Consider the following 24,601-nt stretch of genomic DNA (forward strand, 5'->3'; position numbering starts at 1 on the left):
GGCCTGGCCGGGGGAGGGCGCGGTGCCGCCATCGGAATGGGCCGGCGCGGGTGAAGCGCCGCCCCCAAACCTATAATCGAATGGCCAATCAAATCAAGCAGTTAGCGGGCGCCTTGTCCCGCTGCGCCAGCCCCTTCATCCCATGAGCCAGCCCACCTTCACGGTCGCGGACATCCGCAAGACCTTCCTCGATTTCTTCGCCTCGAAGGGCCACACCATCGTGCCGTCCAGCCCGCTGGTGCCGGGCAACGACCCGACCCTGATGTTCACCAACTCGGGCATGGTGCAGTTCAAGGACGTGTTCCTCGGCGAGGACAAGCGTCCTTACCAGCGTGCGACCTCGGTGCAGGCCTGCCTGCGCGCCGGCGGCAAGCACAACGACCTCGAGAACGTGGGCTACACCGCACGCCACCACACCTTCTTCGAGATGCTGGGCAACTGGAGCTTCGGCGACTACTTCAAGCGCGAGTCGCTCAAGTGGGCCTTCGAACTGCTGACCGAGGTCTACAAGCTGCCGGCCGAAAAGCTCTGGGCCACCGTCTACATCGAGGATGACGAGGCCTACGACATCTGGACGAAAGAGATCGGCCTGCCGCCCGAGCGCGTGGTGCGCATCGGCGACAACAAGGGCGGCCGCTACATGTCCGACAACTTCTGGATGATGGCGGACACCGGCCCCTGCGGCCCGTGCAGCGAGATCTTCTTCGACCACGGCCCCGAGATCGCGGGCGGCCCTCCCGGCAGCCCGGACGAAGACGGCGACCGCTACATCGAGATCTGGAACAACGTGTTCATGCAGTTCGACATGCAGCCCGACGGCAGCGTGAAGAAGCTGCCCGCACCTTGCGTCGACACCGGCATGGGCCTGGAGCGGCTGGCCGCGATCCTGCAGCACGTGCACAGCAACTACGAGATCGACCTGTTCGATGCGCTCATCAAGGCCGCGGCCCGCGAGACCGGCGAGAAGGACCTGGCGAACAACAGCCTGCGCGTGATCGCCGACCACATCCGCGCCACCGCCTTCCTGGTGACCGACGGCGTGATCCCCTCAAACGAGGGCCGCGGCTACGTGCAGCGCCGGATCATCCGCCGCGCCATCCGCCACGGCTACAAGCTGGGCCAAAAGAAGCCCTTCTTCCACAAGCTGGTGCCCGACCTCGTGGCCATCATGGGCGACGCGTACCCCAAGCTGGTGGCCGAGCAGAAGCACATCACCGACACGCTCAAGGCCGAGGAAGAGCGCTTCTTCGAGACCCTGGCCAACGGCATGGACATCCTCGACACGGCCCTGGCCGGCGGCGCGACCACGCTGCCGGGCGAGGTCGCGTTCAAGCTGCACGACACCTTCGGCTTCCCGCTCGACCTCTCGGCCGACGTCTGCCGCGAGCGCGGCGTGAGCGTCGACGAGGCCGGCTTCAACGCCGCCATGGAAAAGCAGAAGGCCGCTGGCCGCGCAGCCGGCAAGTTCAAGATGGACCGCAACGTCGAGTACGCGGGTGCGGGCAACACCTTCACCGGCTACGAGCACTTCGAGGCGCAGGCGACCGTGCAGGCGCTGTACTTCGAAGGCGCGGCGGTGTCCGAACTGAAGGAAGGCCAGCCTGGCATCGTGGTGCTCGACACCACGCCCTTCTATTCGGAGAGCGGCGGCCAGGTCGGCGACCAGGGCGTGCTGATTGCCGAGGGCGTGCAGTTCGGTGTCGACGACACGCAGAAGATCAAGGCCGACGTGTTCGGCCATCACGGCACCCAGACCCAGGGCACGCTCAAGGTCGGCGACGCGGTCAAGGCCGCGGTCGACGGCGAGCGCCGCCACGCGACCATGCGCAACCACAGCGTGACCCACCTGATGCACAAGGCGCTGCGCGAGGTGCTGGGCACGCACGTGCAGCAGAAGGGCTCGCTGGTCGACGCCGACAAGACGCGCTTCGACTTCGCGCACAACGCCGCGGTCACGCGCGAGCAGATCCTCGAGATCGAGAAGCGCGTGAACGCCGAGATCCTGGCCAATGCGGCCACGCAGGCGCGTGTGATGGACATCGAGTCGGCCCAGAAGACCGGCGCGATGATGCTGTTCGGCGAGAAGTACGGCGAGAGCGTGCGCGTGCTCGACATCGGCTCCAGCCGCGAACTCTGCGGCGGCACGCATGTGAGCCGCACCGGCGACATCGGCCTGTTCAAGATCACCAGCGAGAGCGGCGTGGCCGCGGGCGTGCGCCGCATCGAGGCGATCACCGGCGCCAACGCGCTGGCCTACCTGCAGGAACTCGAATCGGCGGTGCAGACCGCGGCCCAGACGCTCAAGTCGGCCCCGGCCGAACTGCAGGCGCGCCTGGCGCAGTTGCTCGACCAGATGAAGGTGCTCGAACGCGAAGTCGGCACGCTCAAGGGAAAGCTGGCGTCGTCGAAGGGCGACGAACTCATCACGCAGGCGATCGACCTCAAGGGCATCAAGCTGCTGGTGGCCCAGCTCGACGGTGGCGACGCCAAGACGCTGCGCGACACCATGGACAAACTCAAGGACAAGCTCAAGAGCGCGGTGATCGTGCTGGCGATCGCGGAGGGCAGCAAGGTGCAGCTGGCCGCGGGCGTCACGTCCGACGCGCTGGGCAAGGTCAAGGCCGGCGAGCTGGTCAACTTCGTGGCCCAGCAGGTCGGCGGCAAGGGCGGCGGCAAACCCGACATGGCGATGGCCGGCGGCACCGATGCCAGCGGCCTCGCGGTCGCGCTGGCCTCGGTACAGGGCTGGGTGGCCGAGCGGGTCTGATCCCGCGTCGGTGGTGACGCCATCATGCCGCTGACCTTTCAGCGACTCCTGCGTGCCACGGCGCTGCTGGTGGCGGTGATGGGGGTGGGCTGTGCCGGGCTGCCGCCGCCGCAGCCCGAGCGGTTCTCGGCGGCGTTCACCGACGTCGCCGACACCCGGCTGGCGCAGATCGCGCTGGCCAGCGGGCAGGACATGCCCACCGGCTTCTCCGGCTTCCAGCTGATGCCCGAGGGCCCGACCGCCTTCAACGCGCGCCTGGCGCTGGCGCGCGCGGCAGAGAAGACGCTCGACGCCCAGTACTACATCCTGCAGGACGACGCGAGCGGCAAGCAGTTCCTGGCTGCCCTGCTCGATGCCGCGCGGCGCGGCGTGCGGGTGCGGCTGCTGGTCGACGACTTCTACACCGCGGGCAAGGACGACCTGTTCGCCGCGCTGGCCTCGCAGCCCAACTTCGAGCTGCGCCTGTTCAATCCGCTGGCGGTGCGCAGCGGGCCGCTCGGCCTGCGGCTGGCCCTGTCGCTGGCCGACTTCCGCCGCGTGAACCGGCGCATGCACAACAAGCTGTTCGTGGCCGACAACAGCCTGGCCATCACCGGCGGGCGCAACATCGCCGACGAATACTTCATGCGCAGCGACGTCGCGAACTTCATCGACCTCGACGTGCTCGTCAGCGGGCCGGTGGTGCCCGAGCTGTCCGACACCTTCGACGACTTCTGGAACAGTTCGCAGGCGCGCCCCATCGGCAACCTGATGCAGGTCCCGGCCGACGGCGAGGTCACACGCGACTGGCTGCAGGCGCGGCTGGCCGGGGCCGCCCCGGCGGCCACCGAAGGCCGCACCGACATCCTCGGCCATGCGCCCATTGAACGCCAACTGCAGGCCGGCCGCCTCGTGCAGATCCCGGGCGACGGCCGCGCCATTGCCGACACGCCCAAGAAGGTCGCGATGGACGACCCGGAGGCCAGCTTTGCCGACAGCGTCACCCAGCGCACCATCGCCATGCTCAGCGGTGCGCGTTCCGAGGTGGTGATGGTCTCGCCCTATTTCATTCCGGGCGAGGAGGGTGTCAAGCTGCTGAAGCTGGCGGTCGACAACCAGGTGCAGGTGATCGTGCTCACCAACTCGCTCGATGCGACCGACGAATCGCTGGTGTATGCCGGCTATGCCAAGTACCGCTACCGCATGCTCAAGGCCGGCGTGCGCGTGTTCGAGCTGGGGTCCAAGCTGGCGCCGCGCCAGGCCGGGCTGGGCGATTTCCGCAGCTCTTCCGGGCGGCTGCACGCCAAGGTGGCCCTGGTCGACCGGCGCCGCATCTTCCTGGGCTCGATGAACCTCGACGGCCGCTCCGCGCGGCTCAACACCGAGATCGGCATCCTGGTCGACAGCCCGGCATTGGCCGAGCAGTTCGGCAAGCTCATGACACTGCGTTCGCTGGGGGCCTACGAACTGAGCCTGAGCGGAGAGGGCGAGGGCGTCGAATGGATCGAGCACGACCCTGACGGCAGCCAGAAGCGCATCACCGACGAACCCGGCGGCAGCTGGCTGGGGAGCTTCAAGGACTGGTTGCTGCTGAAACTGCTGCCCGAAGACCTGCTGTAGCGGCCTTGGCCGCTCAGGCTGCCGGCGCCACGCTGCCGCCGTCGATGCGGTGGCGCGCCAGCGCATCGGCGACGAAGCCGCTGGCCTTCATCTCCTCGACGAAGGCGGCCAGTGCGGCCCGCGCGTCCGCACCCCGGCTCGCCGGCAGACCCATCGCCTGCTGGATCACCATGAAGCGCCCGGGCAGCAGGCGCAGGCCCGCGTCGGACTGGGCCAGCGTCTGCAGTTGCTTGCGGATGCCGGCCGCGACCTCGATGTGGCCGTCCTTCAGCGCCTGGGTCACCGCCTCGGCGTTGAAGAAGCGCTCGATTTGCGCGGCCTTGAGCTCGCGGGTCAGGAACAGGTCGTAGGCGCTGCCCGAGCCCACCCCCACGCGCGTACCGGCGCGGTCGACTTCGGTGTTGTCCTGCAGCGAGGCGCTGCCCGGCACCAGATAGCTGCCTTCGATCAGCACATAGGCCGCGCTGAAACCCAGCCCCTCGCTGCGCGCCGGATCGATGGCGAAGAAGCCGATGTCGGCGCGCTCGTTGCGTACCGCCTCGACCGATTGCGCGGCCTTGTCGAACACCACGCACTCGAGCGGTACTTCGAGGCGCTGCGCGAGCGCCTGCGCCAGATCGACCGACACGCCGACCGGCAGGCCGCTGGTCGCGTCGCGCGCGGCGAGGATCGGGTTGCCCAGGTTGATGGACGCACGCAGCGTGCCGGTGGGCGCGAAGGCCGCGCGCATCGCGGCGGTGGAAGCAGTGAAAGCAGTGGAGAGGGGCGAACGGTCCATGGCATCGGGCGGCCCGGCGGGCGCAAAGCTTCGGAGGACGCCAGTCTATGCGGTCGGACGCGCCGTTTCCGGTCGCCGGCATCGTCAGACCAGGTGTCCGCTGGCCAGTGCCGCCGCGGCGGATCGGGTCTCCACGCCCAGTTTCTCGAAGATGTGCTCGGCGTGCTTGTTCACCGTGCGCGGGCTCATGCCGAGGATGTCGCCGATGTCGCGGTTGGTCTTGCCCTTGGCCAGCCAGGACAGCACCTCGGTCTCGCGCGGGGTGAGGGCGGCTTCGCTCACCCGCGCGGCGGCGGCCGGGCCCTCGCGGTGCACGGCCAGCAGCAGCATGGTCTCGCCCAGCGTGGCCGAGCCCAGGTTGCGCACCGACAGCCGCGTGCCGGCGGCGGTGGTCACCACCACGCTGCCGCCCGCCGCCAGTGCGGCGTCGAGCACGCCGGGCAGCTGGCCGGGGGCGGCCGGCTCGCCCAGCGCATGCAGCCACAGGGCCGCCTGGGGCGAACGCCAGGCCAGCCGGCCGCGGGTGTCGACGAAGACCACGCCCATGCCCGCCACGTCGACCGCATCGCGCGCCATCCGCGTGATGCGGGCGTTGCGCGCGTGGGTGTGCAGCCGCGCCAGGACTTCCTGGGCGCGGATCGGCTTCACCACGTAGTCGACGCCGCCGCAGGCGAAGCCCTCGACCACGTCCTGCGTCTCGGACATGCCGGTCATGAACAGCACCGGGATGTGGGCCAGCGCCGGGTTGGCCTTGATGCGGCGGCAGGTCTCGAAGCCCGACAGCCCCGGCATGATCCCGTCGAGCAGGATGGCGTCGGGCACCACCAGCTCGAGCCGCTGCAGCGCCGATTCGCCGTCGGCCGCCACCAGCACGGTGTAGCCGCTGGCCTCCAGCGTGTCGCACAGCATGCCCAGGCTGCTGGGGGCGTCGTCCACCACCAGCACCACGGGACGGTCGTTCTCAGGCACTGGGTGCATCGGCATCCTCCGCGAGCGCGTTCTTGAAATCCTCGAGTTCGAAGCGGGTCAGCATGCCGCGCAACTGCGTGCAGGCGAGCGCCAGCGCCGGGTCGCCCGTGGCGATCCGGTCGAGCGCCTGCTGCAGCCCGCGCACATGGCCGACCTGTACCAGCCGCATCAGCTCCAGGCGCGCGTCCTCGGGCAGAGCGATCGGCTCGGCAGGCAGCGACGGCAGGTCGTGCGCCGCCGGCGGCGGGGCGTGCTGCAGCCATTGCAGGCCCAGATGGCGCTCCAGCGTGGCGATCAGTTCCGACTCGATCACCGGCTTGCCGATGAAGGCCTGGCAGCCGGTGGCGCGCAGGCGCTCGGCCTGGTTCTCGAACACGTTGGCCGACACGATGACGATCGGCACCTGCTCGAAGCCGGCGGCACGCACCCGCATGGCCGTCTCCCAGCCGTCCATGTCGTCCATGCTGATGTCCAGCAGGATCGCCGCGGGCACGTTCTCGCGCAGGCTGTCGAGGCATTCGGTGCCGCTGGCGGCCTCCTGCACGTCGAAACCCAGCGGCGTCAGCATGCCGGCCAGCATCTGGCGCTGCACCGGCTGGTCGTCGACCACCAGCAGGGTGCGGCGCGGCCCGAAATAACCCGAGATCGGGCGCTGCGCTTCGGCCTGCGGCCCGGGGTCGGCCACCTCGCGCAGGTAGACCCGCACGCTGAAGGTGCTGCCTTGGCTGGAGGTCGCGCTCATGCGCAGCTCACCGCCCATCAGCGAGGTCAGCAGCCCGGTGATGGTCAGGCCCAGCCCGGTGCCCGGCTCGCCGTGGCGGCGGCCGGCGGCGCCGCGCTCGAAGGGCAGGAAGATGCGCTGGTGGTCCTGCGGCGCCACGCCGATGCCGGTGTCGACCACGTCGAAGCGCAGCACCTCGCGCCGGGCGTCGACATGCAGCGTCACGGTGCCGGCCTCGGTGAAGCGCACCCCGTTGGTCAGCAGGTTGATCAGGATCTGGCGCAGCCGCTTGGCGTCGGCGTGCACCCAGGCTGGCACGCGCCCGCTCTGCGTGTAGACGAAGGCCAGGCCCTTGCCTTCGGCCTGCGGGCGGATCATGCGCACCACCTCGTCGAGGAAGCCGGGGAGGGCGAGCGGCATCGGCTCCAGCTGCAGCCGGCCGGCCTCGATGCGCGCCAGGTCGAGCAGCCCGTCGATCAGCCCCAGCATGTGTTCGCCGCTCTTGTGGATGGTCTGCACCGCGGCGCGCGGCGGGTGGGCGGCGTTGTCGTTCTTCAGCAGGATCTGCGAATAGCCCAGGATGCTGTTGAGCGGCGTGCGCAGCTCGTGCGTCATGCCCGCCACGTAGCGGGTCTTGGCCTGGTTGGCCGCCTCGGCCGCTTCCTTCGCGCTCTGCAGGGCCGCGTCGGTTCGGCGATGGGCCTCGATCTCCAGCGTGAGCAGGTGGTTGTGGCGGTTCGATTCCTCCTGCGCCATCTTGCGGCTCTCGCTGCCCAGCACCACCCACCAGGCCGCCACCGCGGCCACCATGGCGAGCAGCGCGAAGACCTTGAGGAAGGGTGCGCGCAGGTACACGTCGGCGGCGTGCGCGTTCAAGAGCCCTTCCTGCGCGAACACGATGCCCATCACCGTGGCCAGCAGCGCGACCAGCGAGGCCGCCACCAGCACGTAGTGCGCGACCCGGAAGTTCAGGCGCAGCGCCAGCGCCGGCGGCAGCAGCGCCTTGAGCCACAGGCCGATCTGCTGCGAAGCCCGCGAGTCCTTCTTGCAGCCGTCGTGGCAGCGCGATTCGAGCGTGCAGCACAGCGAACAGATCGGCGCGCTGTAGGCCGGGCAATGCGCCATGTCCTCCGACTCGAAGCGGTTGTCGCAGACCGAGCAGCGCACCATCTCGCCGGGCTGCCAGTGCCGGATGTCGGTGCGCGCCAGGTAGTAGCGGCCCTTCGTCTTCCAGGCCAGCAGGGGCGAGACCACCAGCGCGGTCAGCAGCGCGATGAAGGGCGCGAAGGCCTCGGGCCAGCGTCCTAGCAGGCCGGCATAGGCCACCATCGCGACCGTGGCAGCCACCAGCATCGACACCAGGCCCACCGGGTTGATGTCGTAGAGGTGCGCGCGCTTGAACTCGATCGATTTCGGGCTCCAGCCCAGCGGCTTGTTGATCACCAGGTCGGCCACCAGCGCGCCGACCCAGGCGATCGCGATGTTGCTGTAGAGGCCCAGCACCTTCTCCAGCGCGGCGAACACGCCCAGCGTCATCAGCAGCAGCGCGATCAGCACGTTGAACACCAGCCACACCACGCGCCCCGGGTGGCTGTGCGTGAGCCGGGCGAAGAAGTTCGACCAGGCCAGCGAGCCGGCGTAGGCGTTGGTCAGGTTGATCTTCATCTGCGAGATCACCACGAACAGCGTGGTGATGCCCAGCACCCAGGCCGGGTCGCTGAAGACGTAGGCGAAGCCGGCCAGGTACATGCGGGTCGGCTCGAGCGCGTGCGCCGCCGGGATCTCGTGCTGCAGCGCCAGGAAGGCCAGGAAGGCGCCGCCCATCATCTTGAGCATGCCCGGCACGATCCAGCCCGGCCCTGCCACCAGCACCGCGGCCCACCAGCGGCCGCGGTTGGCGGCCGTCTTCTCGGGCAGGAAGCGCAGGTAATCGACCTGCTCGCCGATCTGCACCACGAGCGCGAAGGCCACGGTAGCGCCGGCGCCGAACATCAGCGGGTCGAAGGTGTTGCCGCCGGAAATGCGGCCGACCAGGCCGGTGAAGTCGACGACGGCCTGCGGGTTCTTCCAGAGCACCGCCACGAAGGGGCAGACGAACAGGAACAGCCAGACCGGCTGCGTCCACAGCTGCAGCGCCGAGATCATGGTGACCCCGCGCATCACCAGCGGGATGATGACGATCGACGACACCAGGTAGCACACCGCCAGCGACCAGTCGAAGTACATCTGCAGCGCCAGCGCCAGGATGGCGGCCTCCAGCGCGAAGAAGATGAAGGTGAAGCTGGCGTAGATCAGCGAGGTGAGGGTGGAGCCCAGGTAGCCGAAGCCGGCGCCGCGGGTGAGCAGGTCCATGTCGACGCCGTACCTGGCGGCGTAGTAGCAGATCGGCAGCCCGGTCAGGAAAGTGATCAGGCCCACCACCAGGATCGCCCACAACGCGTTCTCGAAGCCGTAGCTCAGCGCGATCGCGCCGCCGATGGCCTCCAGCGCGAGGAAGGAAGTGGCGCCGAAGGCCGCGTTGGCCACGCGGAACTCCGACCACTTGCGGAAGCTGCGCGGCGTGTAGCGCAACGCGTAGTCCTCCAGCGTCTCGTTGGCGACCCAGGTGTTGTATTCGCGGCGGATGCGAAAGATCTTCTGACCGGTGACGGGCGGCATGTTCCGTTCTTTCTTCTGGAATGTGCCCAGTCGTTGCAAGAAGCGCTCCTTGTCCGTCCGGCCGATGAAAACGGTCCGTGAGTCTCGCCGCACAGGGGCAGGGCGCGGCTACGTTGATTGACGTATTCGGCGATGCGCCATCCCTTCCTACAGTCACGGCCATGGTGCTCGGTGTGCCGGGCGCCGCACGGCGTTGGTGCACCCCGGCCCTGGTGCTTGCCCGTCTTTCAACCCTTCCATCCTTGCCTGGAGATCCTCAATGGCCCATGACCGCGATCAAGATCCGTCCGTCGATTCGATGTCGCCACAGCAGCAGCTCGCGCTGCGCCGCCGGCGCCTGCTGCAGGGCGCGGCCGTGCTGCCGGTCATGGGCCTGAGCGGCCTGAGCTTCGGCCAGCAGTTCCCGACCGCCAAGGTCAACACCACCAAGCTGGCGGTGACCGACACCGAGGTCACGGTCGGCCAGCTGCACTCGTCCAGCGGCACCATGGCGATCTCCGAGACCGGCTCGATCCAGGCCGAACAGCTCGCCATCGACCAGATCAACGCCATGGGCGGCATCCTGGGCCGCAAGATCAAGGTGATCAAGGAAGACGGCGCCTCCGACTGGCCCACCTTCGCCGAGAAGTCGAAGAAGCTGCTGGTCAACGACCACTGCGCGGCGGTGTTCGGCTGCTGGACCAGCGCCTCGCGCAAGGCGGTGCTGCCGATCTTCGAGAAGGAGAACGGCCTCCTGTACTACCCGACCTTCTACGAAGGCCTGGAGCAGAGCAAGAACGTGATCTACACGGGGCAAGAGGCCACCCAGCAGATCATCTGGGGCCTGGACTGGGGCGCGAAGGAGAAGAAGGCCAAGACCTTCTTCCTGGTCGGCTCCGACTACATCTGGCCGCGCACCTCGATGAAGATCGCGCGCAAGCACATCGAGAACTTCCAGAAGGGCTCGGTCAAGGGCGAGGAGTACTACCCGCTGGGCCACACCAACTTCAACTCGCTGATCAACAAGATCAAGGTCGCCAAGCCGGACTGCATCTTCGCGGCGGTGGTGGGCGGCTCCAACGTGGCCTTCTACAAGCAGCTCAAGGCCGCGGGCATCACCGGCGACAAGCAGTTCCTGCTGACGCTGGCTGTGACCGAAGACGAAATGACCGGCGTGGGTGGCGAGAACTTCGCCGGCTTCTATTCGTCGATGAAGTACTTCCAGTCACTGGACAACGCGAACAACAAGAAGTTCGTCGAGGCCTTCAAGGCCAAGTACGGCAAGGACGCGGTGATCGGCGACGTGACGCAGGCCGGCTACCTGGGCCCCTGGCTGTGGAAGGCCGCGGTCGAGAAGGCCGGCAGCTTCGACATCGACAAGGTGGTCGCCGCCTCGCCGGGCATCGAGCTCAAGACCGCACCCGAAGGCTATGTGAAGCTGGACGCCAACCACCACCTGTGGAGCAAGGCCCGCATCGGGCAGGGGCAGCTGGACGGGAGCTTCAAGGTGGTCGCGGAATCGGCCGAGCTGATCAAGCCCGATCCGTTCCCCAAAGGCTATCAGTAAGCCCACCCCCGAAGCGGCTCACTTCGTGTAGCCGCCTCCCCCTTAGGGGGGCGACACCAGCGGCCCGGCAAAGCCGGTTCCGCGGTGTCCCACGACTTGTTCCCGACTCTTACCGGACGCAGTGCCATGAGCATTTCAGACATGTGGAACATCGGCCTGATGCAGGGCTTTGCGGGGCTGAGCCTGTTCGCGGTGCTGCTGCTGATGGGGTTGGGCCTGGCCATCATCTTCGGCCAGATGGGCGTCATCAACATGGCGCACGGCGAGTTCATGACCATCGGGGCCTACACCATCTACATGGCGGCGCGGCTCACGGAAAGCCTCGCGCCCTCGCTGATGCCCTACTACTTTCCTTTCGCGATCGGGCTGGCGTTCCTGTTCGCGTTCATCGTCGGCTGGGGCGTGGAGTGGGCGCTGATCCGGCACCTCTACAAGCGGCCGCTCGACACGCTGCTGGCCACCTTCGGAATCAGCCTCGGGCTGCAGCAGATCTTCCGCACCTTCATCGGTCCGAAGGAAGTGAGCCCCACGCTGCCCGAGTGGCTGATGGGGTCGTGGTCACCGGCCGAGGGCCTGGACATTCCGATCAACGGCATGTTCGTGCTGGCCCTCACGCTCTTCACCACCGCTGCCGTGCTGCTGGCGCTGCACCGCAGCCGCTGGGGCCTGCGGGTGCGCGCCACGGTCGCCAACCGCGTGATGGCCAACGCCACCGGCATCGACACTCAAAAGACCGACCGCCTGACCTTCGCCATCGGCTGCGGCATCGCCGGCATGGCCGGCGCCGCCTTCACCACCATCGGCTCGACCGGGCCGACCTCGGGCCAGCTCTACATCGTCGACGCCTTCCTGGTCGTCACCTTCGGCGGCGCGGCCAGCCTGCTGGGCACGGTGGTCTCGGCCTTCGGCATCGCCCAGACCCAGTCGATCGCGGAGTTCTTCATCACCGGCTCGATGGCCAAGGTGCTGACGCTGTCGCTGATCGTGCTGATCCTGATGATGCGGCCGCAGGGCTTGTTCGCCTCCAAGGTCCGCCGTTGAAGGAACGCATGAACCTGCTGCGCGACCCGATCCCGCATCTGCGGTCCTCGCCGCACGGGAGTGCGGCTGCGGTCCTCGACGCGACCTCGGGCCGCTCGCTACGGTTCCCGCGCACCTTCGATTTCCTCTGTTTGCTTTGGAGTCATCGATGAATTTCATCAAGGCCTCGATCCTGCGCTACAAGCTCTGGAGCCTCGCGCTGCTGGTGCTGCTGCTGGCCGTGGTGCTGCCGCTCACGCTCGACATCTTCCGCCTCAACCTGGTGGGCAAGTACCTCACCTATGCCTTCGTCGCCGTCGGGCTGGTGATGGTGTGGGGCTACGGCGGCGTGCTGAGCCTGGGGCAGGGCGTGTTCTTCGGGCTGGGCGGTTACGCGATGGCCATGTTCCTCAAGCTGGAAGCCTCGGACCCCGTCACCACCAGGATCCAGTCGACGCCCGGCATTCCCGACTTCATGGACTGGAACCAGATCACCGCGCTGCCGCTGATGTGGCTGCCCTTCAAGAGCCTCACGCTCACGCTGATCCTGGTGATCGCGGTGCCGACTTTGCTGGCCTGGATCATCAGCTACGCGATGTTCAAGCGACGCGTGGGCGGCGTGTACTTCGCGATCATCACGCAGGCGGTGGCGCTGATCGTCACGGTGCTGATCATCGGCCAGCAGGGCTACACCGGCGGCGTCAACGGCATGACCGACCTGAAGACGCTGGCGGGCTGGGACACGCGCACCGACAGCGCCAAGTACATCCTCTACTACGTCTGCGTCGCGCTGCTGGTGGCGAGCATCCTGCTGTGTCGATGGATCCAGGTCAGCAAGCTCGGCACGCTGCTGCTGGCCATGCGCGACAAGGAAGACCGGGTACGCTTCTCGGGCTACGACGTGTCGAACTTCAAGGTCTTCACCTTCTGCCTGGCGGCCGCGCTGTCGGGCATCGGTGGCGCGCTGTTCTCGCTGCAGGTGGGCTTCATGTCGCCCAGCTTCGTGGGCATCGTGCCGTCGATCGAGATGGTGATCTTCGCCGCCGTGGGCGGTCGCATGAGCCTGGTCGGCGCGGTCTACGGCACGCTGCTGGTGAACGCCGGGAAGACGTTGTTCTCCGAGAGCTTCCCCGACCTCTGGCTGTTTCTGATGGCGGCGCTGTTCATCGGCGTGACCATGGCCTTCCCGATGGGCCTGGCCGGCCTGTGGGAGAGCCACATCGTGCCCTGGTGGAAGGGCCGCAGGCAGGCGCTGCGCGAGGCCGCAGCGCCACAGCCGGCCGCGCCGCCCGTGCCCCGCGCCGCCGACGCCGCCTTGCCCGACGGCGTGAGCAGCCAGCGCGTCTGAACCCTCCCGAAAGCACGCCATGAGCAACACCGACTTCGCCCTCGCCGTGGAAGACCTGACGGTCTCCTTCGACGGCTTCAAGGCCATCGACAACCTGACGCTCTACATCGACAAGAACGAGCTGCGCGTGATCATCGGACCCAACGGCGCGGGCAAGACCACGCTGCTCGACCTGATCTGCGGCAAGACCAAGGCCAGTGGCGGCAGCATCAAGTTCAAGAACACCGAGCTCACCCGCATGGCCGAGCACAAGCGGGTGCGCCTGGGCATCGGCCGCAAGTTCCAGACGCCCTCGATCTACGAGAACCTGAGCGTGTTCCAGAACCTCGAGGTGTCGTACCCCTCGGGCCGCTCGGTGTTCGGCGCGCTGGCCTTCCAGTGCACCGACGCGGTCAAGGCCAAGGTGCAGGAGGTGGCCACGGACGTGCGCCTGGCCGACAGGCTCGACACCGAAGCAGGCCTGCTGTCGCACGGCCAGAAGCAGTGGCTGGAGATCGGCATGCTGCTGATGCAGGAGCCCGAGTTGCTGATGCTCGACGAGCCCATCGCCGGCATGAGCGCGCGCGAGCGCGAGCTCACGGCCGAACTGCTCCAGCGCATCTGCGCCGACCGCGCGGTGATCGTGATCGAGCACGACATGGCGTTCGTCAAGCAGATCGCGCACAAGGTCACGGTCATGCACCAGGGAAAGATCCTGGCCGAGGGGCCGATGGACAAGGTGCAGGCCGACGAACGCGTCATCGACGTCTACCTGGGGCATTGAATGCGTTGCGACCCTTCAACCCGCATCGACGGCCGAACCCCAGCCTGTCCACGTGCTCGGGGCATCGGGTGCTCCCCGCAGCGAAGCAAAGGAGGAGCTGCGGGAGCCGAAGGCGGGGGAAATGAGTGGAGGGGAGTGCCCGGTGGCCCGTGCACGCGCCCCGATCACCACCGCTTCGGATGCATAACCAAGGAGTCCAAAAGATGAGCAACGTGATGCTGGAAGTGAAAGACCTGCACACCGCCTACGGCCAGAGCGAGGCGCTGCACGGCATCTCCTTCGAGGCCATGGCGAACGAGACGGTGGCCATCATGGGCCGCAACGGCATGGGCAAGACCACGCTGTTCAAGAGCCTGATGGGCGTGCTGCCGATCAAGAGCGGCAGCATCAGCGTCGCGGGCCAGGACGTGTCGCACGACGAGAGCTTCAGGCGTGTGGCCAAGGGCATCGCCTACGTGCCGCAGGGCCGGATGATCTTTCCCACGCTGACGGTCGAGGAGAACATCCAGACCGGCCTGGAGAACGCCAAGGTCAAACGCATCCCCGAGGAAATCTACGCGCTGTTCCCGGTGCTCTGGGACATGAAGCGGCGCAAGGGCGGCAACCTTTCAGGGGGACAACAGCAGCAGCTGGCGATCGCGCGCGCACTGGTCACCGACCCGAAGGTGCTGCTGCTCGACGAACCCACCGAGGGCATCCAGCCTTCGATCATCAAGGACATCGCCAAGGCGCTCAACGAGATCCGGAAGATGCGCGGCATCACGATCGTCGTGTCGGAGCAGGTGCTGAGCTTCGCCATGGACGTGGCCGACCGCCTGTTCGTGATCGAGGGCGGTCGGCTGGTGCACGAGACCGCACGCGACAAGTCCGATGTCGCCCACATCAAGACCTACCTCTCGGTATGACATGCGTACCCCGTTTCTTGCTCACTTCGTGTAGCCGACTCCCCCTCAAGGGAGCGATACCGGTGGCCCGGCAAAGCCGGTTCCACGGTGTCCCCCGAACGGTCTTCTCTTCGCTTGCCGCTGAATTTCAGTGCAACTCACGCCATCCATCACAAACCAACCCTGGAGCACACGCATGACAGACACGCTGATCAAGGTCGACCTGACGAAGTCGCCCACCGAGAACGAGATGATCCACAACCGCTGGCACCCGGACATCCCGATGGCCTGCTGGGTCAACCCGGGTGACGACTTCATCCTCGAGACTTTCGACTGGACCGGCGGCTTCATCCAGAACAACGACAGCGCCGACGACGTCCGCGACATCGACCTGACGACGGTGCACTACCTCTCGGGACCGGTGGGCGTGAAGGGCGCCGAGCCGGGCGACCTGCTGGTGGTGGACCTGCTCGACATCGGCGCCAAGCAGGACAGCCTCTGGGGCTTCAACGGTTTCTTCTCCAAGAAGAACGGCGGCGGCTTCCTGACCGACCACTTCCCCCTGGCGCAGAAGTCGATCTGGGACTTCAAGGGCATGTTCACCAGCTCGCGCCACATCCCGGGCGTGAACTTCGCGGGCCTGATCCATCCCGGCCTGATCGGTTGCCTGCCCGACAAGCCGATGCTCGACATGTGGAACGAGCGCGAGCAGAAGCTCATCGACACCGACCCCCACCGCGTGCCCGGCCTGGCCAACCCGCCCTCGGCCGGCACCGCCCACATGGGGAAGATGACCGGCGAAGCCCGTGCCAAGGCCGCGGCCGAGGGGGCCCGCACGGTGCCGCCGCGCGAGCATGGCGGCAACTGCGACATCAAGGACCTGTCGCGCGGTTCCAAGGTGTTCTTCCCGGTCTACGTCGACGGCGCGGGCCTCTCGGTGGGCGACCTGCACTTCAGCCAGGGCGACGGCGAGATCACTTTCTGCGGTGCGATCGAGATGGCCGGCTGGGTGCACATGAAGGTCACGCTGATCAAGGGCGGCATGGCCAAGTACGGCATCAAGAACCCCATCTTCAAGCCCAGCGTGATGACGCCCAACTACAAGGACTTCCTGATCTTCGAAGGCATCTCGGTCGACGAGTCGGGCAAGCAGCACTACCTGGACGTGAACGTGGCCTACCGCCAGGCCTGCCTGAACGCCATCGAGTACCTGAAGAAGTTCGGCTACTCGGGCGCGCAGGCCTATTCGATCCTGGGCACGGCCCCGGTGCAGGGTCACATCAGCGGCGTGGTCGACGTGCCCAACTCCTGCGCCACGCTGTGGTTGCCGACCGAGATCTTCGACTTCGACATCAACCCGAACGCCAGCGGGCCGACGAAGTTCATCGACGGCAGCATCGACATGCCGCTGTCGCAGGACATCCTCTGACGACGAAGGCGCCACGATGCCCACCTACGACTACCAGTGCGGCGGCTGCGGCGGCTTCGATGCCATCCGCAGCGTGAGCCAGCGCGACGTGCCGGCCGCGTGCCCCGACTGCGGCGCCGATGCGCCGCGCGTGATGTCGGGCGCGCCGCGCCTGGCGCTGATGGCCGACGGCACGCGCCGCGCCATTGCCGGCAACGAGCGCGCCGCGCACGAGCCGACACGTTCGGGCGACTATGCGCGGCTCAGGCACCCCTCGGGCTGCGGCTGCTGCAGCGGCGCGAAACGCGGCGCCACGGTGACGGCGCCCAACGGCGCGAAGAGTGCACCGGGGCGGCGGCCCTGGATGATCAGCCACTGAGCGCCGGCCGCGGCATGGCGGCGGCGCCTCGCTCAGGCCTGCGGCGGCTGGACGTCGAAGTCGCTGGCCTCGTGCCGCTCGGGCAACTGGTTCGCCGCGTCGCCCCAGGTGCGGTTGACGCGGCGGCCGCGCTGCACTGCCGGCCGTTCGGCGATGGCATCGGTCCAGCGCTGCACATGGGTGTATTCCTGCACCTGCAGGAACTCACCCGCCTCGTAGAGCAGCCCCTTCGACAGCGCGCCATACCAGGACCACACCGCAATGTCGGCGATCGTGTAGTCGTCGCCCGCCACAAAGGGTGATTCCGCGAGGCGCCGGTCCAGCACGTCGAGCTGGCGCTTGACCTCCATCGCGAAGCGGTCGATCGCGTATTCGATCTTCGTCGGCGCATAGGCGTAGAAATGGCCGAAGCCGCCGCCGAGGTAGGGCGCGCTGCCCATCTGCCAGAAGAGCCAGGCCAGGCATTCGGCGCGGCGCGCGGGCTCGGTCGGCAGGAAGGCGCCGAACTTCTCGGCCAGGTAGACCAGGATGGCGCCCGACTCGAACACGCGGATCGGCGTCGGGCCGCTGCGGTCGAGCAGTGCCGGGATCTTCGAGTTGGGATTGACCCCGACGAAGCCGCTGCCGAACTGGTCGCCGTCGTTGATCCGGATGAGCCAGGCGTCGTACTCCGCGCCTGCATGGCCGAGCGCCAGCAGTTCCTCCAGCATGACCGTCACCTTGACACCGTTCGGCGTGGCGAGCGAGTAGAGCTGCAGGGGATGCCGGCCCACGGGCAGTTCCTTGTCGTGCGTCGGTCCGGCGATCGGACGGTTGATGCTGGCGAACTTGCCGCCGCTGGCCTTGTCCCAGGTCCAGACCCTGGGCGGGCTGTATTCGGATGAGTCGGTCACGTGTGAGTGCTCCGTGTGCGCAGCGCAATGCGCTGGAAATTGACGAACCACTCGAGCTTAGGCGGATCTCATTTTCCAGGCGTTCGGGAGGGACTCGCGAGCGCGCGCCCGTGAGACGACGGACCGCCGAAGGGTCGGCGGTGGAGGTGTCCGTGACTCAGTTCGGCGTGGGCCGCGCGACCGCCGTACGCGCCGCCTGGGCGGCGGCGGCCGCGCGCGCGCCGCGCCGCAGCAACAGCCCGAACAGCGGCGCCGTCAGGTACATCACGACCGAGTAGATGGCGGCCGGCAGCGCGAGCTGGTAGCTGCCCAGCACGCTGAGCGCGACGAAGATCGCCAGCGTGGAGTTGTGGATGCCGATCTCGTAGCTGATGGCGGTGGCCAGCGGCCGGTCGAGCCCTGCGACGCGGCTCAGCCCGTAACCCGCGCCCAGGCTCAGCAGGTTGAACAGCAGCACGGCCGGCCCGATCTGGGCGAAGGCGACCGAAATCGAACTCCATTCCTTGGCGATCGCGAGCACCGTGACCACGGCCAGCACCACGGCGCTGAATACCTTCACCGGCTTCTCCATGCGTGCCGAGAAGGCCGGCCGGCGCGCCGCGACCGCCATGCCGATCAGCACCGGCACCAGCACGATCGCGATCACCTCGAGCAGCTTGCCGGTCTGCATGGGCACCAGCTGGCCGCTCTGGATGAAATGCGCGATCGACCAGTTGGCGATCAGCGGCAGCGTGAGGATCGACAGCACCGTGTTGGCCGCGGTGAGCGAGATGTTCATCGCGACGTTGCCGCCGAACAGGTGCGAGAACAGGTTCGCCGAGATGCCGCCCGGCGATGCGGCCAGCAGCATCAGCCCGACCGCGAACACCGGCGGCATGCCGAAGGCGACCACGATGGCATAGCAGGCAAGCGGCAGGCCCACCACCTGCAGCAGCAGCGCGATCGCCACGGCCTTGGGATGCTGCGCGAGCCGCCGGAAGTCGGCCACCGACAGCGACAGGCCCAGGCCGAACATGACCAGCGCCAGCGCGCCGAACAGCGCGCGGGTGATGACGACGGTGCCGTCCATGCGACGCTCAGTTCCGGAAGCCGGGGTCGATGCGGTCGAGCTTGCGGATCAGCGAGGGCCAGACGAAGGCCCCGCCGAGCCCACCGGTCTGCACCTTCATCGCATGGCCCACGCCTTCGACGATGCGCGGGTCGACCTGCGTGAGCTCGCCGCCGCCGGACTGCGCGGCGATCTGGATCTGGCAGGTGTTCTCGAAGGTGTACATCGAGAGGAAGGCGTCGGCCACGCTCTTGCCGATGGTCAGCAGGCCATGGTTGCGCAGCATCAGGAAGTTGGCTTCGCCGAGGTTGGCCTGCAGCCGCGCCTTCTCGTCGTCGCGGATCGCCACGCCCTCGTAGCCGTGGTAGGCCAGCGAGGCCAGCACGAAGGTCGACTGCTGACTGATCGGCAGCACGCCGTTCTTCTGCGCACTCACCGCGATGCCGGCGCGGGTGTGGGTGTGCAGCACGCACTGCGCGTCTTCGCGCACCGCGTGCACGGCGCTGTGGATCACGAAGCCGGCCGGGTTGACCGGGTGGGGCGACTCGATCACCTTGTTGCATTGCTGGTCGACCTTGACCAGGCTCGAGGCCGTGATCTCGTCGAACATCAGGCCGTAGGGGTTGATCAGGAAATGGTGCTCGGGGCCGGGCACGCGCGCGCTGACGTGGGTGAAGACCAGGTCGCTCCAGCCGTACAGCGCGACCAGGCGATAGCAGGCGGCGAGGTCGACGCGCAACTGCCATTCCTCGGCGGACACGAGCTGCTGGATTTCGGAAGGGGTGGTGGCGTTCATGGTGGTTTCCTCGGTGTTCAGACGGTGGCGGTTGCCGTGGCATCGGCGGGCTTCTGCAGCACCGACTTGTAGAGGCTCTGCCGGGGCTGCGCCATCAGGCGCTGCAGCATCGGCATGAACTCCTCGATCGGCAGCGTTTCGCCCTTCGGGTCGAAGGCCGGGTTGTCGTAGAGCTCGCAGAACTCGGCCGTGCGTTCGTAGTGCGGGCTCTGCCGGTAACGCTCGCGCAGGTCGCGGTCCATGCCCAGGTGGTGGAAGAAGTAGTGGCCCTGGAAGATGCCGTGGTGCTGCACCATCCAGTGGTTCGCCTCGCTCACGAAGGGCTGGAGGATGGCGGCCGCGATGTCCGGGTGGTTGAAGGTGCCCAGCGTGTCGCCGATGTCGTGCAGCAGCGCGCAGGCCACGTACTCCTCGTCGCGGCCGTCGCGCAGCGCGCGGGTGGCGGTCTGCAGCGAGTGGGTGTAGCGGTCGACCGGAAAGCCGCCGTAGTCGCCCTGCAGGATCTGCAGATGCCGCACGACGCGCTGCGGCAGGCTGCCCGCGAACTGCATGAATTCGCCGCCGATGGCCTGCCAGTCCTCGCGCGTGCTGTCCTGCATGCGGACGAAGGTCGCTCGTTGATTCATTCGTATGTCTCCTTGGGGCCGTGGGGGCCGAGGCTCACTTTAGGCAGCTGGATGCCATTCAACTGTCAAATAGCGAACAATTGGCCCTCTCGTTTACCCCCGGCGGCCCGACGCCGCTCCGCCGCCATGTCCCTTCGTGCACCGACCCACGTGACCTCCGCCCATCGCGATGCGATGGAGGCCAACCCCTGGTTCGCCGCCTTGCCGCGTGCGCAGCGCGACGGCCTGCTGTCCGTGGCCGAGGTGCACCGCCTGGCACGGGGCGCCATGCTCTACCGGCAGGGCGACGGCCTCTCGGGCGGGTTCTACGGGCTGGCCAGCGGCTTCATCAAGGTGTCGACGCTGCGGCAGGACGGGCGCGAGGCGATCCTCGCGATGCTCGAACCCGGCAACTGGTTCGGCGAGATCTCGCTGATCGACGGCTCGCTGCGATCGCACGACGCCACGGCGCTGGCCGATGCCGAGGTGCTGGTGGTGCCGCACGCCGCCTTCGCGCGCCAGATGCGTGAACTGGCCTTCGCCCAGGCCATGGCGCTGCTGCTCGCCAACCGTGTGCGCGGCCTCTACAGCCTGATGGAAGACGCGACGCTGCGCGACCTGCGCTCGCGCGTGGCACGTCGGCTGCTCGCGCTGGCCCGGGGCGATGCGACCCAGTCGTCGCAGATGCGCAGGCAGATCGCGCTGCCGCAGGAAGCGATCGCGATGATGCTGGGCGTGACGCGCCAGACGCTGTCGAAGGAACTGCATGCGCTGGCCGGGCAGGGCGTGCTCACGGTGGGCTACGGGCGCATCGAGATCGAGTCCTTCGAGGCGCTGCAGGCCGCGGCGGGTTAGCCCCGCCCGCCATTCGGCTCTCCACAAGCCGCACACAAACGCGCAACAGTCCTTCAAGGTTGCCCGCGCAGACTCCGCTCATCCATCTCCGGCGCGTCGTGCCCGGAATGGCCTGACGGCGTTCGGCGCCACGGTTCGCGCCGTGACACCGCCGCCGAATGTTCAGAGTTCTGGAGTTCCTTTTCCATGAGTGCACAGCTGCTGGCTGACGAGGCGAAATATTGTTCCTTCGGCGACACGGTTCACTACGTGAACCCGCCCAAGATCTTCTCCGGCTGCGACGGCAGCTACATGTACGACGCCGAGGGAACGCCCTACCTCGATCTGCAGATGTGGTACTCGGCCGTGAACTTCGGCTACAAGAACAAGCGCCTCGAAGACGTCATGAAGCGCCAGCTCGAGACGCTGCCGCAGGTGGCCAGTCAGTACCTGCACCCGACCAAGATCGAACTGGCCAAGTGGATCGCCCAGGACGCCGAGAAGAAGTGGGGCCGTGCCGGCCGCGTGCACTTCAACGTGGGCGGCGCGCAGGCCATCGAGGACTCGCTCAAGGTGGTGCGCAACGCCAGCAACGGCAAGAGCCTGATGTTCGCCTTCGAAGGCGGCTACCACGGCCGCACGCTGGGCGCTTCGAGCATCACCTCGAGCTACCGCTACCGCCGCCGCTTCGGCCACTTCGGCGACCGTGCGCAATTCATTCCCTTCCCGTACCCGTTCCGTCGCCCCAAGGGCATGACGGCCGAGGAGTACTCGGATTCGATCGTGCGCGAGTTCGCGCGCAAGTTCGAGAACGAATACCACGCCGTCTGGGACCCGAAAACCCGGCAGTGCGAGTACGCGGCCTTCTACGTCGAGCCGATCCAGGGCACGGGCGGCTATGTCGTGCCGCCGCCGAACTTCTACAAGGGCCTGAAGAAGGTGCTGGACGCGCACGGCATCCTGCTGGTGGTCGACGAGATCCAGATGGGCTTCTGGCGCACCGGCAAGCTCTGGGCGATCGAGAACTTCGGCGTGCAACCCGACGTGCTGGTCTTCGCCAAGGCGCTGACCAACGGCCTGAACGCACTCAGCGGCCTGTGGGCCCGCGAAGAGCTGATCAACCCGCAGGTGTTCCCGCCGGGCTCGACGCACTCGACCTTCGCCGCCAACCCGCTGGGCACGGCGCTGGGCCTGGAAGTGCTGCGCATGACGGCCGAGATCGACTACGGCAAGCAGGTCTGCGACAGCGGCGCCTACTTCCTCGAAGGCCTGAAGGAACTGCAGAAGCGCCACAAGGAAATCGGCGACGTCGACGGCATGGGCCTGGCCCTGCGCGCCGAGATCTGCACCGAGGACGGCTTCACACCCAACCGCGAGCTGCTCGACAAGATGGTCGACATCGGCCTGTCGGGCGACCTGGAATTCGAAGGCCGCAAGATGGGCCTGGTGCTGGACGTGGGCGGCTACTACAAGAACGTGATCACCTTCGCGCCTTCGCTCGAAATCTCGCGTCCGGAGATCGACCAGGCCATGGTGCTGCTCGACCAGCTGCTGACGCGCGCCAAGCGCAGCTGACGGACTTCCGGCGCTTGTGCAGTTCGCGCATCAACTCGAACCCGACGCACTGATCGCGGCCTTTGCCGCGCATCCGCCCGAGGGCTTCGCGGTGATCGAGAGCGCTCCGCAGGCGCCGGTGTTCACCGCCGCCTTCGATCTGCTGACCACCGCCGACGACACACTCAAGCAGCGCGCGAAGGCCTTGCCGCTGTTTCGCCACTGGTCGCGCTGGCTGCGCATCCGCACGGTCTTCGTCGGCACCACGGTGTCGGAGTACGCGCTGGTGCCGCGCGACGCGGCGCCGGCCGCCTGGCTGACCGCGCTGCTGCAACGCTGGGGGCCGCGCTTCAGGCTGCTGATCGTCAAGGACATCCCGGCCGCATCGCCGCTGCTCGACGCGGCCGACAACCGGCAGGCCGAGGCGCTGGTGCAGGTCTGCATGGCGGCGGGCTGCGTGCTGGTCGAAGGGCAGGCGCTGGCCTATGTGCCCATCGATTTTCCGGACATCGATGCCTACCTGGGCCGGCTGTCGTCCAGCCGCCGGCAGAACCTGCGCCGCAAGCTGCGCAGCCGCGCGGGCCTGGAGATCCGCCGCCTGCCCACCGGCGACGAGGCCGTCGGGAGCGACACCGCCATCGATGCGTACTACCGGCTCTATGAAGCCGTCTACGCGCAGAGCGACGTGCATTTCGACCGGCTTACGCGCGCCTTCTTCGCGCGGGTGCTGCGCGATGCGTCCGCCGGCGGCATCGTGTTCGAATACCGGCAAGCCGGCGTCCTCGTCGGCTGGAACCTGTGCTTCGAGGCCGGCGGCAAGCTGGTCGACAAGTACATCGGCTTCTCCTACCCGGCGGCACGCGCGTGCAACCTGTACTTCGTGAGCTGGATGGTCAACCTCGAATACGCGATCGAACGCGGTCTCACGCACTACGTCGCGGGCTGGACCGACCCCGAGGTCAAGGCCCAGCTCGGCGCGCGCTTCACCTTCACGCGCCATGCGGTGTACGTGCGCAACCCGCTGCTGCGCCGGCTCGCGAAGCGCTTCGTTGGCCATTTCGAGAGCGACCGCCAGTGGCACGAGGGCACGCCATGAATGCACTGCTGCCGGTGGTGCTCGACCTCGACGACTCGATCGGCCCGCTGGCCGGCGAGCTGCGCATTCCCCTGCGGGACCGGCAGGAGGCACTGCGTTTCGGCTGCGGCCTGGGCGTGATGCGCGACCTGGCGAAGGTGCTGGACGCCCGGTTGCCCGCGGTCGATCGGCACGGCACGGTGTTCATGGGCAGCGGCGACTTCCACCACCTGAGCTGGCCGCTGGTGGCGCGCAGCGCGCGCGGTCGCGACCGCGCGAGCCTGCGCGTGGTGGTGTTCGACAACCATCCCGACAACATGCGCTTCCCCTTCGGCGTGCATTGCGGCTCGTGGGTGCGGCGCGTGGCGCTGCTGCCCGAGGTCAGCCAGGTGCTGGTGGTGGGCATCACCTCGGGCGACATCGGCTGGCGCCACGCCTGGGAGAACCAGCTGGCACCGCTGCGCGCCGGCAAGCTGCAGTACTGGAGCGTGGGCGTGGACACCGGTTGGTCGCGCTGGCTGGGCCTGGGCGCGGCCTTCCGCACCTTTGCCGACACCGAAGCCCTGAGCGATGCGCTGGCGCTGCAGCTGCGCGACCAGCCCGCACCGACCTACCTCTCGATCGACAAGGACGTGTTCGCACCCGACGTCGTGCGCACCAACTGGGACCAGGGCCGGCTGCGGGAACCGCAGGCCTTGCGCATCCTCGAGGCCCTGCGCGGCCAGATCGTGGGCAGCGACGTCACCGGGGAAGTCTCCGCCTACCGCTATCGCACGGCCTGGAAGCGCTGGCTCAGCGCGCAGGACGGGCAGGACACGGCCATCGATCCGGCGCAGCTCACGGACTGGCAGGCCGGGCAGCATGCGTTCAACCAGCGACTGCTCGGGTACATGACACCGATGCGGACACAGATGCAGGCGCAGGGCAGCGTCGATTAGATCTTCCTTCCCAGTCTT

21 protein-coding genes are annotated in these 24,601 nt (G+C 67.7%); 14 read left to right on the forward strand and 7 right to left on the reverse strand.

The window, feature by feature from the left end; genetic code table 11:
• Window positions 1-142 precede the first annotated feature (142 nt).
• Window positions 143-2,767, forward strand: a complete 2,625-nt coding sequence (alaS, locus tag ACSFBC_RS00060; protein ID WP_435508277.1) for an alanine--tRNA ligase — start codon at window positions 143-145, stop codon at window positions 2,765-2,767.
• Window positions 2,768-2,791: 24 nt separating this feature from the next.
• Window positions 2,792-4,366 (forward strand): phospholipase D-like domain-containing protein, encoded by a 1,575-nt coding sequence (locus tag ACSFBC_RS00065; RefSeq protein ID WP_435508278.1) that lies wholly within the window; start codon window positions 2,792-2,794, stop codon window positions 4,364-4,366.
• A 13-nt stretch (window positions 4,367-4,379) separates the two neighbouring features.
• Here the strand turns inward: ACSFBC_RS00065 and ACSFBC_RS00070 are convergent, their stop codons facing one another.
• The 3 genes from ACSFBC_RS00070 to ACSFBC_RS00080 form a co-directional block, all read right to left on the reverse strand.
• Window positions 4,380-5,144 (reverse strand): transporter substrate-binding domain-containing protein, encoded by a 765-nt coding sequence (locus tag ACSFBC_RS00070; RefSeq protein WP_435508279.1) that lies wholly within the window; start codon window positions 5,142-5,144, stop codon window positions 4,380-4,382.
• Between the two features lie 84 nt (window positions 5,145-5,228).
• Complete coding sequence (locus tag ACSFBC_RS00075) at window positions 5,229-6,128, reverse strand: response regulator (protein WP_435508280.1); 900 nt, start codon at window positions 6,126-6,128, stop codon at window positions 5,229-5,231.
• On the reverse strand, window positions 6,106-9,492 hold the full coding sequence (locus ACSFBC_RS00080) for an ATP-binding protein (protein WP_435508281.1): 3,387 nt from the start codon (window positions 9,490-9,492) through the stop codon (window positions 6,106-6,108). Before ACSFBC_RS00080 ends, ACSFBC_RS00075 begins: the two co-directional genes overlap by 23 nt.
• A 298-nt stretch (window positions 9,493-9,790) precedes the next feature.
• Between ACSFBC_RS00080 and urtA the strand changes: the two genes are divergently transcribed.
• The 8 genes from urtA to ACSFBC_RS00120 all read left to right on the forward strand — a co-directional run bounded on the left by urtA (window position 9,791) and on the right by ACSFBC_RS00120 (window position 16,840).
• Window positions 9,791-11,038 (forward strand): urea ABC transporter substrate-binding protein, encoded by a 1,248-nt coding sequence (urtA, locus tag ACSFBC_RS00085; protein ID WP_435509233.1) that lies wholly within the window; start codon window positions 9,791-9,793, stop codon window positions 11,036-11,038.
• Between the two features lie 126 nt (window positions 11,039-11,164).
• Window positions 11,165-12,079: an urea ABC transporter permease subunit UrtB gene (gene urtB / locus ACSFBC_RS00090; protein ID WP_435508282.1), complete on the forward strand. Its 915-nt coding sequence runs from the start codon at window positions 11,165-11,167 to the stop codon at window positions 12,077-12,079.
• A gap of 8 nt (window positions 12,080-12,087) precedes the next feature.
• A complete protein-coding gene (locus ACSFBC_RS00095; protein ID WP_435508283.1) occupies window positions 12,088-12,231 on the forward strand; it encodes a hypothetical protein in 144 nt (47 codons plus the stop codon).
• On the forward strand, window positions 12,228-13,406 hold the full coding sequence (urtC, locus tag ACSFBC_RS00100; protein ID WP_435508284.1) for an urea ABC transporter permease subunit UrtC: 1,179 nt from the start codon (window positions 12,228-12,230) through the stop codon (window positions 13,404-13,406). The genes ACSFBC_RS00095 and urtC overlap by 4 nt, the downstream gene beginning before the upstream one ends.
• A gap of 19 nt (window positions 13,407-13,425) precedes the next feature.
• The gene (urtD, locus tag ACSFBC_RS00105) at window positions 13,426-14,169 is read left to right on the forward strand and encodes an urea ABC transporter ATP-binding protein UrtD (protein ID WP_435508285.1); all 744 of its coding nucleotides are present in this window, start codon (window positions 13,426-13,428) and stop codon (window positions 14,167-14,169) included.
• A gap of 215 nt (window positions 14,170-14,384) precedes the next feature.
• The gene (urtE, locus tag ACSFBC_RS00110) at window positions 14,385-15,074 is read left to right on the forward strand and encodes an urea ABC transporter ATP-binding subunit UrtE (protein WP_435509234.1); all 690 of its coding nucleotides are present in this window, start codon (window positions 14,385-14,387) and stop codon (window positions 15,072-15,074) included.
• A 175-nt stretch (window positions 15,075-15,249) separates the two neighbouring features.
• On the forward strand, window positions 15,250-16,482 hold the full coding sequence (fmdA, locus tag ACSFBC_RS00115) for a formamidase (protein ID WP_435508286.1): 1,233 nt from the start codon (window positions 15,250-15,252) through the stop codon (window positions 16,480-16,482).
• Between the two features lie 16 nt (window positions 16,483-16,498).
• Entirely contained in the window at window positions 16,499-16,840 is a 342-nt protein-coding gene (locus tag ACSFBC_RS00120; protein ID WP_435508287.1) for an FmdB family zinc ribbon protein, read from the forward strand.
• A 32-nt stretch (window positions 16,841-16,872) separates the two neighbouring features.
• Here the strand turns inward: ACSFBC_RS00120 and yghU are convergent, their stop codons facing one another.
• The 4 genes from yghU to ACSFBC_RS00140 all read right to left on the reverse strand — a co-directional run bounded on the left by yghU (window position 16,873) and on the right by ACSFBC_RS00140 (window position 20,203).
• Complete coding sequence (gene yghU, locus ACSFBC_RS00125; RefSeq protein WP_435508288.1) at window positions 16,873-17,733, reverse strand: glutathione-dependent disulfide-bond oxidoreductase; 861 nt, start codon at window positions 17,731-17,733, stop codon at window positions 16,873-16,875.
• 157 nt (window positions 17,734-17,890) lie between these two features.
• Window positions 17,891-18,802: a bile acid:sodium symporter family protein gene (locus tag ACSFBC_RS00130; RefSeq protein ID WP_435508289.1), complete on the reverse strand. Its 912-nt coding sequence runs from the start codon at window positions 18,800-18,802 to the stop codon at window positions 17,891-17,893.
• Window positions 18,803-18,809: 7 nt separating this feature from the next.
• Complete coding sequence (locus ACSFBC_RS00135; protein WP_435508290.1) at window positions 18,810-19,577, reverse strand: class II aldolase/adducin family protein; 768 nt, start codon at window positions 19,575-19,577, stop codon at window positions 18,810-18,812.
• A gap of 17 nt (window positions 19,578-19,594) precedes the next feature.
• Complete coding sequence (locus tag ACSFBC_RS00140; RefSeq protein ID WP_435508291.1) at window positions 19,595-20,203, reverse strand: HD domain-containing protein; 609 nt, start codon at window positions 20,201-20,203, stop codon at window positions 19,595-19,597.
• A 126-nt stretch (window positions 20,204-20,329) separates the two neighbouring features.
• Between ACSFBC_RS00140 and ACSFBC_RS00145 the strand changes: the two genes are divergently transcribed.
• The 4 genes from ACSFBC_RS00145 to ACSFBC_RS00160 all read left to right on the forward strand — a co-directional run bounded on the left by ACSFBC_RS00145 (window position 20,330) and on the right by ACSFBC_RS00160 (window position 24,583).
• Window positions 20,330-21,037 (forward strand): Crp/Fnr family transcriptional regulator, encoded by a 708-nt coding sequence (locus ACSFBC_RS00145; RefSeq protein WP_435508292.1) that lies wholly within the window; start codon window positions 20,330-20,332, stop codon window positions 21,035-21,037.
• 186 nt (window positions 21,038-21,223) lie between these two features.
• Complete coding sequence (locus tag ACSFBC_RS00150) at window positions 21,224-22,591, forward strand: aspartate aminotransferase family protein (RefSeq protein WP_435508293.1); 1,368 nt, start codon at window positions 21,224-21,226, stop codon at window positions 22,589-22,591.
• A gap of 16 nt (window positions 22,592-22,607) precedes the next feature.
• The gene (locus ACSFBC_RS00155; protein ID WP_435508294.1) at window positions 22,608-23,666 is read left to right on the forward strand and encodes a GNAT family N-acetyltransferase; all 1,059 of its coding nucleotides are present in this window, start codon (window positions 22,608-22,610) and stop codon (window positions 23,664-23,666) included.
• Complete coding sequence (locus ACSFBC_RS00160) at window positions 23,663-24,583, forward strand: hypothetical protein (RefSeq protein WP_435508295.1); 921 nt, start codon at window positions 23,663-23,665, stop codon at window positions 24,581-24,583. The genes ACSFBC_RS00155 and ACSFBC_RS00160 overlap by 4 nt, the downstream gene beginning before the upstream one ends.
• Window positions 24,584-24,601: the final 18 nt, after the last annotated feature.

Source organism: Variovorax frigidus (genome assembly GCF_051216515.1).
Lineage (GTDB): Bacteria > Pseudomonadota > Gammaproteobacteria > Burkholderiales > Burkholderiaceae_C > Variovorax.